Source organism: Microvirga sp. KLBC 81, assembly GCF_003075415.1.
Classification (GTDB): Bacteria; Pseudomonadota; Alphaproteobacteria; order Rhizobiales; family Beijerinckiaceae; genus Microvirga.
Genome location: NZ_QDAH01000003.1, coordinates 203,805 through 219,682, shown reverse-complemented (window position 1 = coordinate 219,682; position 15,878 = coordinate 203,805). Strand labels below are relative to the sequence as shown.

Below are 15,878 nucleotides of genomic sequence, written 5' to 3'. Positions count from 1 at the left end.
ATACCCCATGTCCTCAATACCCCCGCGCCCGATCAACGACGTTCTCGAACGGCTCTCCTGCCTCGTGGCGCAGGATTTGGCTTGCGATGTAGCGCGCTGTCGCTTCGGGCTCGCTCACAGCAGCATTATGCGGCGTGATCGTGACGCGCGGATGCGTCCAGAGCGGTGAATCCTCCGGCAGCGGCTCCTTTTCGAACACATCGAGGGTTGCTGCTTTCAACGTTCCGTCTTCAAGACAGCTCAGGATATCCGCTTCCACCTGCAAGCCACCACGTCCTGCATTGATCAAAACGGGACCGCCGAGCCTTCCATCCTGCGCGAGCTTCTGGAACAGGCTGCGATTGAGAATGCCTCGCGTATCGGGCGTGAGCGGGATAAGGCTCACCAGAATGTCCGTGCGTGCAAGAAATTCATCAAGCCCATTCTCGCCCGAGTAAACCTTGAACCCCTCGACTGTCTTCGGCGTGCGGCTCCAACCCGCCACGTCGAAGCCCATCATCCTGAGCTTCAACGCTGCATCCTGCCCGAGCACGCCGAAGCCCATGATACCGACGCGCACATCCGCTGCAATCGGCGGCGAGCGATCCTGCTCCCAGCGCCTGGCGCGTTGCGCCTCGGCAAAGCGCGCATGATCGCGCAGATACATGAGGCAGTGCATGACCATATATTCGCTCATGCGATGGGTGAGATCGTCCTGCGCCACACGCACGACCGGCGCGTTCGGAAGATCGGGATAGCCCATCAGATGATCGACGCCGGCGCCGAGAGAGAAGATCGCCTTCAAATTCGGCAGGTCATCCAGGCTTCCCGGCCTCGGTCCCCAGGTTGCCACATAGCGGATCTTGCTTCTGTCGAACTCCTCGCCCAGCACCACGATCTCGCGACCGGGCAGATGGCGCGTGAAGCGTTCGACCCAGGGCTGCGTTTCCCACGTGACGGCGACGAGCAGGCTCACGATTTTTCTCCAATGCGTTCGAGAATCAGCGCTCCAGGTTCAGCTTTCGCATCCCCGACTCTGTAGGCCGCGCGCACCATGCGTTCGGCCACCTTGGCGGCTTCTTCGCTGCGCGCATGCACGATGGCGAGCGGGCGATCGGCATCGACCGTCTCACCGATCTCGGCAAGTTGGATCAGGCCGACCGCGTGGTCGATCGGATCCTGCGGACGCGTGCGCCCGCCTCCGAGCGCGACAACCGCAACGCCCACATCGCGCGTGGCGATGCTCTGCACGATGCCGGAACGCTCCGCATGGATGGGGCGGACCACAGGTGCTGCCTGCAGATGCTTCCCGTGATTCTCCAGGAAATCGGCAGGGCCGCCAAGAGCCGTCACCATGCGCCGGAACACCTCAGCCGCCCTGCCGGAGGAAATCGCGTTCTCGACCTTCGCGCGCGCCTCATTGATATCAGTCGCGATCTTGCCGAGCACCAGCATCTCGGCGGAGAGTTCCACCGTCACCTCGTGGAACCGCTTCTCCCAACGATGGCCGGTGAGGTAATCGACCGCATAGGCCATCTCCACCGCGTTGCCGGCAGCCGAAGCAAGAGGCTGGTTCATGTCGGTCAGCAGAGCGCTTGTCGGCAGGCCTGCGCCATTGGCAACGAGCACGAGGCTCTCGGCGAGAGCACGCGCATCCTTCGCGTTGTCCATGAACGCGCCGGAGCCGAACTTCACGTCCATCACGAGGCCCTGAAGGCCAGCGGACAGCTTCTTTGAGAGAATGGATGCGGTGATGAGATCGATGGATTCCACCGTCGCCGTCACGTCGCGGATGGCATAGAGGCGCTTGTCGGCCGGTGCGAGGTCGGCCGTCTGGCCGATGATGGCGCAGCCGACCTCACGCGTGACACGACGGAAGGTGTCGATGTCAGGCTGCGTAACGTAGCCCGGAATGGAATCGAACTTGTCAAGCGTGCCGCCCGTGTGGCCGAGACCACGACCGGAGATCATCGGCACATAGCCGCCGCAGGCCGCGACAGCCGGGCCGAGCGCCAGGCTCACCGCGTCGCCCACGCCACCGGTGGAGTGCTTGTCGAGCACGGGACCCGGCAGATCCCATTTGAGCACCTCGCCCGAATTCATCATGGCTCGCGTCAGCGCCACGCGCTCCGGCACGGAGAGGCCACGAAAGAAGATCGCCATGGCGAAGGAGGCCGCCTGACCTTCGGAGACGTGGCCCGAGGTGAGCCCCTGGATGAAGCTCTCAATCTCGGCAGCATCCAGCGTGCCGCCGTCGCGCTTTCGACGGATGATTTCCTGCGGAAGATGGCTCATGTCAGTAAGCTCCGGTGGCCGCATCACCCGCACGCCCTTCGATGGCGGCAACCAGGGTGTCGTAGACGCTGCTTGCGCCAATGCGGAAGGTCCGGGGCGTGGCCCAGCCCGGGCCCATGATGCGGTCGGCGATATCGAGATAAATCTTTGCATCGGCAACCGTACGAATGCCACCCGAGGGCTTGAGTCCCACATTGCGCCCGGATGCCTTGATCGTGTTGAGCATGATCTCCGCCGCTTCCGGAGTCGCGGAAACAGGTGTCTTGCCCGTCGAGGTCTTGATGAAATCGGCCCCGGCTTCGATGGAGAGACGGCTCGCCGTTTCGATCAGCTGCGCATCCTTCAGTTCACCTGTTTCAAGAATGACCTTGAGAAGCCGCCCCTGATCGACGAGATCGCGCACGGCTTCCACCATCTCCGTCGCAATCGTCAGATCACCGCGACGGACCGCCCCATAAGGCAGCACGAGGTCGATCTCGTTCGCGCCATCGGAGAGAGCCTCCTGCACATCGTCCGTGACGCGGTCCACTTCCTCGCCGCCGGCGGGGAAGTTCACCACCGTCGCGATGCGGACAGGCGAACCTTTCAGGTTCTCCTGCGCGCGCTTCACGAACTGGGGCCACACGCAGACAGCGGCGACAGGACCGCGGGGATCGAGCGCCTTCTTGCAGAGCGCATCGATAGCCTGATCGGTGCAGGTGTCCGTCAGATCGGTGAGGTCGAGGCAGCGTAGCGCCCGCTGGGCAATTTGCGCGTCGGACATTTTTTAAAGCTCCGCGACGAAGGAACGGATGAGACGCTTGAACTTCTCAGAGGCCTCTGCCGCCGTATCCTTGGTTTCCTGATGCGAGGGCGAAGCGCCTTCGATCCCGGCGGCGAGGTTGGTGACGACGGAGATCGCGGCAACCCGCAGGCCGTAATAGCGCGCGAGGATGACCTCCGGCACCGTGGACATGCCGACGAGATCGCCACCGAGGATCTGCACCATCTTGATCTCGGCAGGCGTCTCGAAGCTCGGGCCGGAAAGCCACGCGTAAACGCCCTCCGGCAGATCGATGCCGGTCTTCTTCGCGGCGCGCTGCAGAACCTCGCGTAAGCTTGGATCGTAAGCATCCGTCAACGAGACGAAACGGCCTTCCGTGTGATCGCGCAGGAGCGGGTTCGCGCCAGAGAGATTGAGATGATCATTGATGGCGACGAGGCTGCCGGGGCGGATGGAGGCGCGCACGGAGCCTGCGGCATTGGTCGCGACCAGTACCGGAATGCCGAGCTCCTTCACGAAAGCCACAGGAAGGCGCATCGCACCCGCATCGCCCGTTTCATAGTAGTGCGCGCGGCCCTGGAACAGGAGAACGCGCCTGCCCTCCAATGTTCCGGCGACAAGCTTGCCTGCATGGCCCGATACGCCGCTCTTCGGAAAATGCGGAATGCCGACGTAAGCCAGACTCACCGCGTCACTCACCTCGTCAACCAGGGTGCCGAGACCGGTGCCGAGCACGAAGGCGGCGTCGAAGGGGCCATCGAAGCCGCGAGCACGAACGAATTCAGCGGCCTCTTGAGCGTTCTGCTGCATGATCGTCTCTTATCTGTCCGTCAGGTTGTCGGGCCCGAACGAGAAGGGCAACAACTCATCCAGGGTAAAAGTTTTGCGGATGCCTTCAGGCCCCGCGATATGAATTTTCGTATCGGGCGCCGCGAATTCGCGAATGCGCTGGCGGCAACCGCCGCAGGGCGTGACGAGATGCTCGCCCTCGCCCATCACCGCGATTTCACCGATGCGATGTCCGCCGCCCGCAATCATCGCCGAGATGGCGCCCGCTTCCGCGCAGGAACCCACCGGATAGGCCGCGTTTTCCACGTTGCAGCCGGTGAAGATCTGTCCCTCCGGCGTGGCGATAGCAGCACCCACCTTGAAGCGGGAGTAAGGCGCATAGGCCTTCGCCTGGATCGCCTTGGCCGCTTCGAAAAGCGTGTCGAGAGAAGCCATGATCAACGCTCCTTCACATAGGGCACGCCGGCCGCACGCGGCGGGATAGCCTTGCCGATGACGCCGGCGAGCAGAATGACCGTCATCAGATAGGGAAGCGCCTGAATGGCCTGCACCGGCACCTCGCCGATGCCGGGAATGAAAAGTCCCTGAAGCTGGTTGGCGACGGCATCGAGAAGGCCGAAGAGGAAGCAGGCTCCCAACGCGGGCCATGCGCGCCACTTGGCGAAGATGAGCGCGGCGAGAGCAATGAAGCCGCGGCCTGCAGTCATGTTGGGCAGGAAGCCCGCCGCCTGTCCGACAGACAGATAAGTGCCGCCGATGCCGCAGAAGATCCCGCCGATCACGACGGCCGAGTAGCGCAGGCCCGTCACGGAGATACCTGCCGTATCGACCGCAGCCGGATTCTCACCGACAGCGCGCAGACGAAGCCCGAACCGTGTGCGGCCCATAATGAACCATGTGAGCGGCACGGCGAGCAGAACCACATAGACGAGCGCCGAATGTCCAAAGAGGACGCCGTCGAAACGCTGATCCCCTTCCAGCGGCGGCGTGCGTCCGCCCTGCCCGTACCAGGCATTGCCGACGATGGCTGTGAGGCCGGCAGCCAGCATGTTGATGGCGACGCCGGACACGATCTGGTTGCCGCGCTGGCTGATGGAAGCGAAGCCGTGAATGAGGCCGAAGGCCACCGATGCAAAGATGCCGAAGACAAGTCCGGTCCAGGCCGAGCCGAAGACATAGGCAGCGGCTGCGGCAGCAAAGGCAGCGACCAGCATCTTGCCTTCAAGGCCGATATCGACAACGCCCGAGCGCTCGGACCAGAGACCGGCCAAGCACGCGGCGAGGAGCGGAATCGAGAGGCGCAGCGCCGAGTCGAAAATCGTTACGATGATGCCGAAATCCATACTCACGCTCCTGCCAGTTTAGGACGTGACAGCAGCTGCGCCACGAGACGCCGGAAGAGACCATCCAGCGCGCCGGCAAACAGGATGATGATGCCGCCGATCACCACGACCATGTCGCGGGTGATGTTGGGCTGCTCGAAAGCCAGCTCCGCGCCGCCCTGGTAGAGAATGCCGAACAGGAGAGACGCGAGAATGATGCCGACTGGATGTGCACGCCCCATGAGCGCGACCGCAATGCCGACGAAGCCGTAGCCTGAAGTGAACTCCAGCAGGAGCCGGTGCTGGTAACCCATCAGCTCATTCACCGCGAGGCCGCCTGCGAGCGCGCCTGACAGCACCATGGCAATGATCGTGATGCTCGCAGGAGAGATACCGGCATAGATCGCAGCCGTGGAATTGGAGCCCACCACGCGGATCGCATAGCCGAGACGCGAGCGGTAGATGAGGAGCCAGATAAGATGGGCCGAGATCAGCGCCAGCACGAAGGTGAGGTTGAGCTGCGACGCCGGGATATCGATGCCGAATGCGGCGAATACCTCGTGCATGAAGGGAATGTAGGAGCCTTCCGGGAAGGCCCGCGTTTCCGGGTTCATCGATTGCGGCTCGCGCAGCACATTCACGAGGAGATACACGATCAGGACGCTCGCGAGCCAATTGAACATGATCGTGGTGATCACGATGTGACTGCCGCGCTTCGCCTGCAGATAACCCGGCACGGCAGCCCAGGCTGCACCAAAGGCGGCCGCCGCGATGATGCCGATAGGAATGAGCAGGAAACCTGGCAGGAACGTGAGATTGTTGAGTGCAAGCGCAATGCCCAAGCCTGCAAGCGTCGCCTGGCCCTCACCGCCGATGTTGAACAGGCCTGCGTGATAGGCAACAGCAACCGCCAGCCCCACGAAGATGAAGTCGGTGGCATAGAACAGGGTGAAGCCTAGGCCCTCTCCTGTGCCGAGACTTCCCTGCAGGAGGTAGCGTGTCGCAGTGAGCGGGTTCTCACCGATGCTGAGCACCACGAGGCCCGCGATCAGGAATGCGGCCACAACGGAGATGGCGGGCACAAGAACCGTGTCGGCCCATTTGGGCATGTCGATAGGAGCACTCACGTCTGATGATCCGGCAGGAACAGGTGGCCCTGTTCGTCGAGGGGGAAGAAGGGATTCCAGGCCACCTCCCAGAGGTGTCCGTCGGGATCGGCGAAGTAGCCCGAATAGCCGCCCCAGAACACGTCCTGCAGCGGCTTCACGGCGCGGGCGCCGGCAGCGATGGCGCGGGCATAGACCTCATCGGCCTCCTGCTTGGAACGGGCGTTATAGGCGAGCGAGATGGCGGCAAAGCCGGTGGGCTTGTCCTCGACGCCTGCATCCTTGGCGAGGTCAGCCCGTCCGAAGAGTGCCAGCGCAAGGCCGTTCGCCTGAAAGAAGGCGACGCTCGGCTGGCTGGCGGAAGATGCCTTCCAGCCCCATGCTTCATAGAAGGCGCGGGATTTTGCGAGATCCGCAACGCCGAGCGTAACGAGCGACAATCGCGGCTGCATCAGGCGGCCTCGTCGGTGACGCCGGCCATGAGCAAGCCCAGATCCTGCTCGTTCGTCTGGTCAGGCTTGCGCTCGCCGGTGATCCTGCCGCCGCACATGGTGAGGATGCGGTCGGACAGATGCATGATCTCATCGAGTTCCACCGACACGAGCAGAATGCCCACTCCTGCATCGCGCAGTGCGATGAGGCGACGGTGGATGAACTCGATGGCACCGATATCGACGCCACGCGTCGGCTGGCCGACGAGGAGCACCTTCGGGTTGCGCTCGATTTCGCGCGCCAGCACGATCTTCTGCTGGTTGCCGCCGGAGAAGTTAGACGTCTTCAGGCGCGGTGCGGGCGGGCGGACATCGTACTGCTCCATCTTCTTCGCGAGATCCGCGATGAGACGGTCATGATCGAGAAGCGGACCCCGCCCAAGCTGCGGCTCGTTCGAGAAGCCGAGAATGGCGCTCTCGAATGCGGGGAAAGCGGGCACGAGCCCCATGCGCAGGCGATCTTCCGGCACGTGCAGCAGGCCGAGCTCGCGCATGCGATGCGGATTGTGCTCCGAGAAGTGAATATCCCGCCCTTCGAGCCTGATGGATCCGAGCACAGGCTGACGCATGCCGGCGATCGCTTCCAGAAGCTCGCTCTGGCCGTTACCCGCAACGCCTGCGATGCCGACGATCTCGCCTGCATGAACGGTGAAGGACGCGTTGGCGACACGCAGCACGCCGCGCGCATCGATGACGGAGAGATTGTCTATTTCGAGCACAGGAGCGCCGGGCGCCTTTTCGGTTTTCTCGACACGCAACAGCACGCGACGTCCCACCATCAGCTCGGCCAGCTCCGGTGGCGATGTCTTCGCCGTCTCGACGGTGGCCACCATCTCGCCACGGCGCATGACCGAGACGCGATCCGTGATGGCCATGATCTCGCGCAGCTTATGCGTGATGAGAACAACCGTCTTGCCCTGCTGTTTCAGCGAGCGGAGCAGCTCGAACAGCGCATCCGCTTCAGCGGGAGTGAGCACGGCAGTGGGCTCATCGAGAATGAGAATGTCCGCGCCGCGATAGAGGGCTTTGAGAATCTCCACGCGTTGCTGGAGGCCGACGGACAACTCGCCAACGGTGGCGTCCACGTCGATTTCCAGGCCGTAATCGGTTGCGAGACGCGCAAGTTCCTTGCGCACCTTGGACTCGCCCGCGCGCAGCATGGCGCCGCCTTCGGCACCGAGCATCACGTTCTCGACTACGGTCAACGGCTCGACCAGCATGAAGTGCTGGTGAACCATGCCGATACCGGCCGCGATAGCATCGTTGGAGGAGCGGATCCGGATAGGCGCTCCATTCACGCGGATATCGCCTGAATCCGCCTCGTAGAAGCCGTAGAGGATCGACATGAGGGTCGACTTGCCCGCACCGTTCTCGCCGACGATGCCGTGGATCGTGCCGCGCTCGACGGACAGGTTCACGTCCTTGTTGGCGTGAACGGCGCCGAAGCTCTTGTTGATGGCGATGAGTTCAATGGCGGGAGACATTGGCCTCTAGGGGTTGTCCAGCAAGGGGAAAGCGCGCGGATCTTATCGGAAAAAGCACAAACCTAAAAACGGAAACGGCCGCAGGCCCTCTTCTCAGAAAGCCTGCGGCCGGATCGATGCGTTATCTTACATCGGGCACTTGGAGTCCGACATGTAGTCGTGGACCTTGATGGCGCCTGACTTGATGTCGGCTGCGGCCTTGTCGGCAGCGGCCTTCATGTCGGCGGTCACGAGCGACTTGTTGTTGTCGTCGAGTGCCCAAGCCACACCGTCCTCGGCAAGACCGAGAACCGAGAGGCCAGCCTTGAAGGTGCCCTTCTTGGCCTGATCGAAGGCGTTGTAGGTCGCGACATCCACGCGCTTGACCATGGAAGTCAGCACCTTGCCCGGATGCAGGCCGTTCTGGTTGGAATCGACGCCAATGCCGAGCTTGCCGGCGTCAGCAGCCGCGCGCAGCACGCCCACGCCCGTACCGCCAGCCGCATGATAGATCACGTCCGCGCCGCGGGAGATCTGGCCCTTGGCGAGCTCGCCGCCCTTCACGGGATCGTTCCAGGCGGCGCCGGTGGTGCCGGTCATGTTCTGGAACACTTCGGCGTCCTTGTTGGCATACTTCACGCCCTGGACGTAGCCGCAGGCGAACTTGCGGATGAGCGGGATGTCCATGCCGCCCACGAAGCCGACCTTGCCGGACTTCGAAGCCTTGGCGGCCAGGAGGCCGACCAGGAACGAACCCTCGTGCTCCTTGAACACGATGGACTGCACGTTCGGCTTCTCGACGACGGCATCGATGATGGCGAACTTGGTGTTCGGGAACTCCTCGGCGACCTTCTTCAGAGCGGATTCCTGGCTGAAGCCGACGGCCACGATCGGCGAGAAACCATCGCGGGCGAAGCGGCGCAGGGCCTGCTCGCGCTGGGCGTCGTTCTGCGGCTCGAAATCGCGGTATTCGGTGCCTGTCTCCTTCTTGAACTTCTCGGCACCCGTGTGAACGCCTTCGTTGAAGGATTTGTCGAACTTGCCGCCGAGATCATAAACGACGGCCGGCTTGAAGGCCGCCTGCTGCGCAAAGGCAGCCGTGGCGGAGAAGGCGAGGCCCGCGAGTGCGAGGCCGAACTTGGTGACTGTCATCGGCATTGTTCCCTGTTTAACGCCGGATTTTTGTCCGGTTGCCCCGTGACGATGGCATGGGAAGGGTCACGACGCCAAGGTCCCTGTCAAGCCGAGATGTTATTTTCCTTCAGGGAATGGTTGATAGCTCAAGGCCTGGCGTTAAGGTCACTCCATGCCCCTGACACCTGACGAAATCGATCGCTACGCCCGCCACCTGGTCCTTCGGGACGTCGGGGGGCCCGGGCAGTTGAAACTCAAAGATGCTCGCGTGCTCGTGATCGGAGCTGGAGGCCTTGGAGCGCCTCTGATCCAGTATCTGGCAGCCGCCGGGGTCGGCACCATCGGCGTTGTGGACAACGACGTGGTGTCCCTCTCAAACCTGCAGCGGCAGGTGATCCATGGAACGTCCGATATCGGGACGCTCAAGGTGGAGAGCGCGGCCGGGGCCATCCTGCGCCTCAATCCTCACGTTGCGGCAGAGCCTCATGACCTGCGGCTTACCGCTGAGAATGCCCGCGACCTGATCCGCCGCTATGACATCGTCGCCGATGGCTCGGACAATTTCGAGACCCGCTATGCGGTCTCGGACGCCTGTTTTTTCGAGAAGAAGCCGCTGGTCACGGCGGCTTTGGGCCAGTTCGACGGCTCACTCACCACGATCAGAGCCCATGAGACCGGCCCTGACGGCCGCCCGAACCCCACCTATCGCTGCCTTTTCCCCTCCCCACCCCCGCCGGGCGCGATCCCGACCTGCGCGGAAGCGGGCGTGCTCGGAGCACTGGCAGGCGTAATGGGCAGCCTGATGGCGATGGAGGTGATCCGGGAGATAGTAGGCTTTGGAGAAAGCCTCGTCGGGCGTCTTCTGATGGTCGATGTACGCTCGATGCGCTTCGACACGATCCGTTACGGGTGGGATGAGAACAATCCGCTCAACGGAACCTTTGCAGCGTCATCCCGGACGAAGCGCAGCGCAGATCCGGGATCGTCCGGGGAGTTCGCAGATGGCTGATGCCTTCTACGTCTACATTCTTGCCACCCGTAAAGACGGCCCGCTTTATGTGGGAATCACCAGCGACCTGCATAAGCGCGTAGGCCATTGCTCGCGAGAAGCTACTGAAGAAATGGCACCGAGCCTGGAAGGTCGAACTGATCGAGCGCGACAATCCGGAATGGCGGGACTTGGCTGAGGAGTTTGTTCCTTAATACCAAGCACGTCATCCCGGACGCGGCTCTGCCGCGATCCGGGATCATAAGACGAGTAAAGTGCTTTATCCTGAAGACGATCCCGGGTTCCGCTACGCGGCCCCAGGATGACTGCCAGTGGCTAGCGCATCGTGCGGAACAGTTGACCCGGTTTTCCGCCCCCAACGATGCGCTCCCGCAGAGAGTGAGCATCGGATCAATCCCAAAAGTGCAAGTCCACTTTTGGGTCCGATGCTCTAGCCGCGCAATACCGCCCCGGTTTTCTTGGAAACCTCGGCGACGATCTTGGCCGAGACGGCCTCGATCTCCACGTCGGTCAGGGTCTTCTCCGTGGGCTGCAGGGTCACGGCGATGGCCACCGACTTCTTGTCCGGGTCGATGCCTGTGCCCTCGTAGACGTCGAACACGTCGACGCCCACGATCAGCTGACGCTCCGCACCTTGAGCCGCCTTCACGATGTCGCCCGCCGCCACATCGCGGCCGACCACGAAAGCGAAGTCGCGGGTGAGCGGCTGGAAGTCGGGCAGGCTCAGCTTCGGCTTCATCTTGGTGGGCTTGGCCTTCGGCGGCACAAGCCCATTGAGATTGAGCTCGAAGGCCACCAGCGGACCCTTGAGGTCGAGAGCCTTCAGGATCTTCGGGTGAACCTCGCCGAAAGCGCCGACGATGTTCTTCGGGCCGAACTGAAGCGTGCCGGAGCGGCCGGGATGGAACCAGGCCAGACCGCCGGGGACGATCTGGAGACCGCCGGCCGGAATGCCGAGGGCAGCCAACAGCGCCAGCACATCCGCCTTGGCGTCGAAGGCATCGACGCTCTCGGCGCCACCATCCCAGTGACGGCCGACACCTTCGGCGCGGGCCGTACCGCGACGCACGGCGGCGGCTTTGATCGATTGGCCCTCGGGCTCGTCCGACGCGAAGGTCTGGCCGACCTCGAACAGCGCCACATCACCGAAGCCACGATCCGCGTTGCGCTGCGCAGCCTTCAGCAGACCCGGCAGCAGGCTCGGACGCATGTCGGAAAGCTCCGCCGCAATCGGGTTCGCGAGTGCAAGACGCGCATCACCACCGCCGAAGAGTTCCGCTTCTTGCCTAGAGATGAAGGACCAGGTGACAGCCTCCACCAAGCCGCGCACGGCGAGCGCACGGCGAGCCAGACGCGTGCGCTTCTGGATCAGCGTGAGGATCGGCTTGGCAACAGCGGCCTCGAGACGAGGCAGCGGCTGCGGCTCGATACGGTCGACACCGGCAATGCGGATGACTTCCTCGACCAGATCCGCCTTGCCCTCGACATCGGGACGCCAGGACGGCGGCGTGACATTCACGCGCTCGCCCGAACCCTGAACCTGGAATCCGAGCTTCTTCAGGATCGTCTCGGACTCCTCCGGCTTCACATCGAGACCTGACAGGCGCGGCACTTCCGACCACGGGAACTCGATGACGCGCGTGCTGTCCGGAACCTGACCGGCAACGACAGCTTCCGTCGGCTCGCCGCCGCAGAGATCGATGACCATCTTGGTCGCGAAATCGAGACCCGGCACCGTGAAGGCCGGATCGACGCCGCGCTCGAAGCGGTAGCGCGCATCGGTGATGATGCCGTGCTTGCGCCCCGTCTGCGCGATGTTGAGCGGATCCCACAACGCGGACTCGATCAGCACGTCGGTGGTGCCTTCATCGGAACCGGAATGCTCGCCACCCATGATGCCGGCGATGGATTCGACACCATTCTCATCGGCGATCACCACGGTGCCGGGATCGAGCTTGTAGGTGCGGCCATCGAGCGCGAGCACCTCTTCGCCATCCTTCGCGCGGCGAACGGTGAGACTACCCTTCACCTTCTTGGCGTCGAACACGTGGAGCGGACGGCCACGATCGAAGGTGATGTAATTGGTAATGTCGACGAGCGCGTTGATCGGGCGGAGGCCGATGGAGAGCAGACGGCGCTGCATCCATTCCGGCGACGGACCGTTCTTCACGCCGCGAACGAGGCGTAGCGCGAAGGCGGGGCAGAGCTTCTCGTCGCCCGGCGCGAAATCGAGTGTCACGGAAACAGGGCACGCGCCCTTAGCCGCGATGGCAGGAACGGCGTCGCCCTTCAGCGTGCCGAGACCGGCGGCCGCGAGATCGCGCGCGATGCCGTGGATCGAGGTGCAGTCGGGCCGGTTCGGCGTGAGGTTGATCTCGATCACCGGATCGTTGAGGCCTGCATAGGCCGCGTAAGCAACGCCAACAGGCGCGTCTTCCGGCAGCTCGATGATGCCCTCGTGATCGTCGGAGATCTCAAGCTCCGCCGCAGAGCACAGCATGCCCGCGCTTTCGACACCGCGAATGGTGCCGACACCGAGCGTGATGTTCTTGCCCGGAATGTAGGTGCCGGGAGGCGCGAACACGCTCTTCATGCCGGTGCGGGCGTTCGGCGCACCGCAGACGACCTGGATCGGCTTATCCGCGCCCGTATCGACCATGCACACGCGAAGCCTGTCGGCATTGGGGTGCTGCTCGGCGGAGATCACATAAGCGTTGATGTAGGGCGCAAGCGTCTTCGCCTTGTCCTCAACGCCTTCGACCTCGAGGCCGATGCGCGTGAGCGTTTCCACGATCTCGCCGAGGGACGCCGTGGTGTCGAGATGATCCTTGAGCCAGGAGAGGGTGAACTTCATGGGTACTCTCCTCCTTTACGCAGTCAGGCCGCTGACGAGGGACGGAATGTCGAGCGGGCGGAAGCCGTAATGGTTCAGCCAGCGCACATCGGCCTCGAAGAACGGACGCAGATCAGGCATGCCGTATTTCAGCATCGCGATGCGGTCGATGCCCATGCCCCAGGCAAAGCCCTGGTACTCGTCCGGATCGAGCCCGCAATTGCGCAGCACGTTCGGATGCACCATCCCGCAGCCGAGAATTTCGAGCCAATCGTTGCCCTCGCCGAAGCGGATCTCGCCGCCTTTGCGCGAGCACTGGATGTCAACCTCGGCCGACGGCTCCGTGAAGGGGAAGAAGGACGGGCGGAAGCGCATCTTCACCTGCTCGACCTCGAAGAAGGCTTTGCAGAACTCCTCCAGGATCCACTTCATGTGCGCGATATTGGCCGATTTATCGATGACGAGGCCTTCGACCTGGTGGAACATCGGCGTGTGGGTCTGGTCCGAGTCGTGACGATAGGTGCGGCCCGGGATGATCACGCGGATCGGCGGCTTCTGCCCCGTCATCGTGCGGATCTGCACCGGCGAGGTATGCGTGCGCAGCACCTTGCGCTCGCCCTTCTCGTCGGGAGCGAGGAAGAAGGTGTCGTGCATCTCGCGGGCCGGATGGCCTTCGGGGAAGTTGAGCGCCGTGAAGTTGAGATAATCCGTCTCGATATCCGGCCCCTCGGCGACGGAGAAACCCATATCGGCGAAGATCGCCGTCAGTTCCTCGATCACCTGGCTGATCGGGTGGATGCGGCCGCGCGATTCCGGCGCTTCCGGCACGGGCAGCGTCACATCGATGCGCTCGGCAGCAAGACGCGCCTCAAGGGCAGCCTCGGCAAGCGTCTCTTTCTTCACGACGATTGCGGTCTGCACCTTGTCGCGCAGGCCGTTGATGAGCGGGCCACGCTCCTTGCGCTCCTCCGGCGTCATGGAGCCGAGGGTTTTCAGGAGTTCGGAGACGGAGCCCTTCTTGCCGAGGGCGGATACGCGCACGGCTTCGAGAGCCCCTTCGTCGCCGGCGGCTTCGACCTGGGAGATCAGGTCACGTTCGAGTTGATTGAGATCGGTCATCGGTCCCTTGCCAGATGCAAGCGCTTTGAGTGAGGCGCGGCGCGGGAACCGTCAAGTCGTCCGAGCCGCGAAGTGGCAACCGACAGCTCTTTTAAGCCGTCAGCGCGGGTGGTCTCGGAGAAGGGGGAGTAAGGCGGCGCGGCTGAAACGTTTCAGCCGCGCCAGTGCCGAAGTCTATCCTCAGGCGGCCTGCTGCGGCAGGGCGGCCTTGGCGCGCTCCACATAGGCAGCGAAAGCAGCCGGCTCGTGGATGGCCAGTTCGGACAGGACCTTACGATCGACCTCGATCCCAGCCTTGCCGAGACCGTCGATAAATCGGGAGTAGGTCAGGCCATGCAGGCGGACCGCAGCGTTGAGGCGCTGGATCCAGAGAGCGCGGAAGGTGCGCTTCTTGTTGCGGCGGTCGCGAGTGGCATACTGCATGCTCTTCTCGACCGCCTGCTTGGCGATGCGGATCGTGTTCTTGCGGCGGCCGTAGAAACCTTTGGCAGCCTTGAAAACCTTCTTGTGCTTGGCGTGGGCGGTAACGCCCCGTTTGACGCGGGCCATGGGAAAACTCCTTCAAAATCAGGGATGTGGTGGAAGACCGCCTTAGCCGTTCGGCAGGAAGTACTTCTTCACGTTGTAGGCGTCGCCCTCGAACAGCGTCGTGGTGCCGCGCAGGTTGCGGATCTGCTTGTTGGACCGCTTGATCATCCCGTGGCGCTTGCCGGCCTGGGCGTAAACGACCTTGCCGGTGCCAGTGATCTTGAAGCGCTTCTTCGCGCCCGATTTCGTCTTCAGCTTGGGCATTTGGCTCTCCTTTGGTCAGGCCTTCGGAGCGGCTTGAACCGCCTTTCAGGCCCAGTATTGCTGCTGTGAGCAAAACGAACCGCCACGGCAGCCCTAACAGCCGGGCGGTTCGATGAAGGGCGGCTTATGACAGAAGCCTGCCCAAAAAGCAATGGCCGCCGGAACCCCGACGGCCATGAATTTCATTAGAAGCCTGTGTCCCTTAACGGGGAGCCAGCACCATGACGACCTGACGGCCCTCGAAGTTGGGCTCCTGCTCGACCTTGGCGAGTTCGCCCACATCGGCCTTCACGCGTTCGAGCACTTTCAGGCCCAGATCCTGGTGCGCCATCTCGCGGCCGCGGAAGCGCAGGGTGATCTTCACCTTATTGCCTTCCTCGAAGAAACCCTTCATCGCCTTCATCTTGACGTCGTAATCATGATCGTCGATGCCCGGGCGCAGCTTGATTTCCTTGACCTCGACGGTCTTCTGCTTCTTGCGCGCCTCGGCGGCCTTCTTCTGCTCAAGGAAGCGGAATTTGCCGTAATCCAGGATCTTGCAGACCGGAGGATTCGCGTTCGGCGAGATTTCCACCAGGTCGAGGCCAGCGTCCTCAGCGATGCGCAAGGCATCGAAGAAGGGCATCACGCCCCGGTTGTGTCCGGTGTCATCGATCAGCTGAACTTCGCGGACGCCGCGAATGTCACGGTTAGCGCGCGGGCCTTCTTTCTGCGGCACCGGCAAGGGTCTCATGGGACGGCGAATGGCTCTTATCTCCTGTTTAAGGGCTCAGTCGAGGCGGG

16 protein-coding genes and 1 pseudogene are annotated in these 15,878 nt (G+C 63.0%); 2 read left to right on the top strand and 15 right to left on the bottom strand.

The window, feature by feature from the left end:
* Positions 1-13 precede the first annotated feature (13 nt).
* The 10 genes from DC522_RS03860 to DC522_RS03815 all read right to left on the bottom strand — a co-directional run bounded on the left by DC522_RS03860 (position 14) and on the right by DC522_RS03815 (position 9,360).
* Positions 14-955: a glyoxylate/hydroxypyruvate reductase A gene (locus DC522_RS03860; protein ID WP_116527375.1), complete on the bottom strand. Its 942-nt coding sequence runs from the start codon at positions 953-955 to the stop codon at positions 14-16.
* Complete coding sequence (gene deoA, locus DC522_RS03855; RefSeq protein WP_116527374.1) at positions 952-2,274, bottom strand: thymidine phosphorylase; 1,323 nt, start codon at positions 2,272-2,274, stop codon at positions 952-954. The genes DC522_RS03860 and deoA overlap by 4 nt, the downstream gene beginning before the upstream one ends.
* A gap of 1 nt (position 2,275) precedes the next feature.
* Positions 2,276-3,037 carry a deoxyribose-phosphate aldolase gene (gene deoC, locus DC522_RS03850; protein WP_116527373.1) on the bottom strand — a complete coding sequence of 254 codons (762 nt, stop codon included), beginning with the start codon at positions 3,035-3,037 and terminating at the stop codon, positions 2,276-2,278.
* Positions 3,038-3,040: 3 nt separating this feature from the next.
* A complete protein-coding gene (locus tag DC522_RS03845; RefSeq protein ID WP_116527372.1) occupies positions 3,041-3,847 on the bottom strand; it encodes a purine-nucleoside phosphorylase in 807 nt (268 codons plus the stop codon).
* Between the two features lie 9 nt (positions 3,848-3,856).
* Positions 3,857-4,261 carry a cytidine deaminase gene (locus DC522_RS03840; protein WP_116527371.1) on the bottom strand — a complete coding sequence of 135 codons (405 nt, stop codon included), beginning with the start codon at positions 4,259-4,261 and terminating at the stop codon, positions 3,857-3,859.
* Positions 4,262-4,263: 2 nt separating this feature from the next.
* Complete coding sequence (locus DC522_RS03835; RefSeq protein ID WP_116527370.1) at positions 4,264-5,169, bottom strand: ABC transporter permease; 906 nt, start codon at positions 5,167-5,169, stop codon at positions 4,264-4,266.
* 2 nt (positions 5,170-5,171) lie between these two features.
* Positions 5,172-6,275: an ABC transporter permease gene (locus DC522_RS03830; protein WP_116527369.1), complete on the bottom strand. Its 1,104-nt coding sequence runs from the start codon at positions 6,273-6,275 to the stop codon at positions 5,172-5,174.
* Positions 6,272-6,706, bottom strand: a complete 435-nt coding sequence (locus DC522_RS03825) for a VOC family protein (RefSeq protein ID WP_116527368.1) — start codon at positions 6,704-6,706, stop codon at positions 6,272-6,274. The genes DC522_RS03830 and DC522_RS03825 overlap by 4 nt, the downstream gene beginning before the upstream one ends.
* Positions 6,706-8,229, bottom strand: a complete 1,524-nt coding sequence (locus DC522_RS03820) for an ABC transporter ATP-binding protein (RefSeq protein ID WP_116527367.1) — start codon at positions 8,227-8,229, stop codon at positions 6,706-6,708. The genes DC522_RS03825 and DC522_RS03820 overlap by 1 nt, the downstream gene beginning before the upstream one ends.
* Before the next feature lie 126 nt (positions 8,230-8,355).
* Positions 8,356-9,360 (bottom strand): BMP family protein, encoded by a 1,005-nt coding sequence (locus DC522_RS03815; protein WP_116527366.1) that lies wholly within the window; start codon positions 9,358-9,360, stop codon positions 8,356-8,358.
* 154 nt (positions 9,361-9,514) lie between these two features.
* On the opposite strand from DC522_RS03815, the gene DC522_RS03810 reads away from it, so the two are divergent.
* Both DC522_RS03810 and DC522_RS03805 read left to right on the top strand, forming a co-directional pair.
* A complete protein-coding gene (locus DC522_RS03810; protein ID WP_116527365.1) occupies positions 9,515-10,351 on the top strand; it encodes a molybdopterin-synthase adenylyltransferase MoeB in 837 nt (278 codons plus the stop codon).
* Positions 10,344-10,545, top strand: a pseudogene (locus DC522_RS03805) (hypothetical protein). Before DC522_RS03810 ends, DC522_RS03805 begins: the two are co-directional and overlap by 8 nt.
* A 236-nt stretch (positions 10,546-10,781) precedes the next feature.
* On the opposite strand, the gene pheT reads toward DC522_RS03805, so the two are convergent.
* From pheT to infC, 5 genes are all read right to left on the bottom strand, one after another.
* Positions 10,782-13,205 carry a phenylalanine--tRNA ligase subunit beta gene (gene pheT, locus DC522_RS03800; RefSeq protein WP_116527364.1) on the bottom strand — a complete coding sequence of 808 codons (2,424 nt, stop codon included), beginning with the start codon at positions 13,203-13,205 and terminating at the stop codon, positions 10,782-10,784.
* A gap of 15 nt (positions 13,206-13,220) precedes the next feature.
* Positions 13,221-14,303, bottom strand: coding sequence for a phenylalanine--tRNA ligase subunit alpha (gene pheS, locus DC522_RS03795; RefSeq protein ID WP_116527363.1), 1,083 nt, complete (start codon positions 14,301-14,303; stop codon positions 13,221-13,223).
* A gap of 180 nt (positions 14,304-14,483) precedes the next feature.
* Positions 14,484-14,852 carry a 50S ribosomal protein L20 gene (rplT, locus tag DC522_RS03790; protein ID WP_047187696.1) on the bottom strand — a complete coding sequence of 123 codons (369 nt, stop codon included), beginning with the start codon at positions 14,850-14,852 and terminating at the stop codon, positions 14,484-14,486.
* 42 nt (positions 14,853-14,894) lie between these two features.
* Positions 14,895-15,095, bottom strand: coding sequence for a 50S ribosomal protein L35 (gene rpmI, locus DC522_RS03785; RefSeq protein ID WP_047187697.1), 201 nt, complete (start codon positions 15,093-15,095; stop codon positions 14,895-14,897).
* Between the two features lie 202 nt (positions 15,096-15,297).
* On the bottom strand, positions 15,298-15,828 hold the full coding sequence (infC, locus tag DC522_RS03780; protein ID WP_116527362.1) for a translation initiation factor IF-3: 531 nt from the start codon (positions 15,826-15,828) through the stop codon (positions 15,298-15,300).
* Between the last annotated feature and the right edge of the window lie 50 nt (positions 15,829-15,878).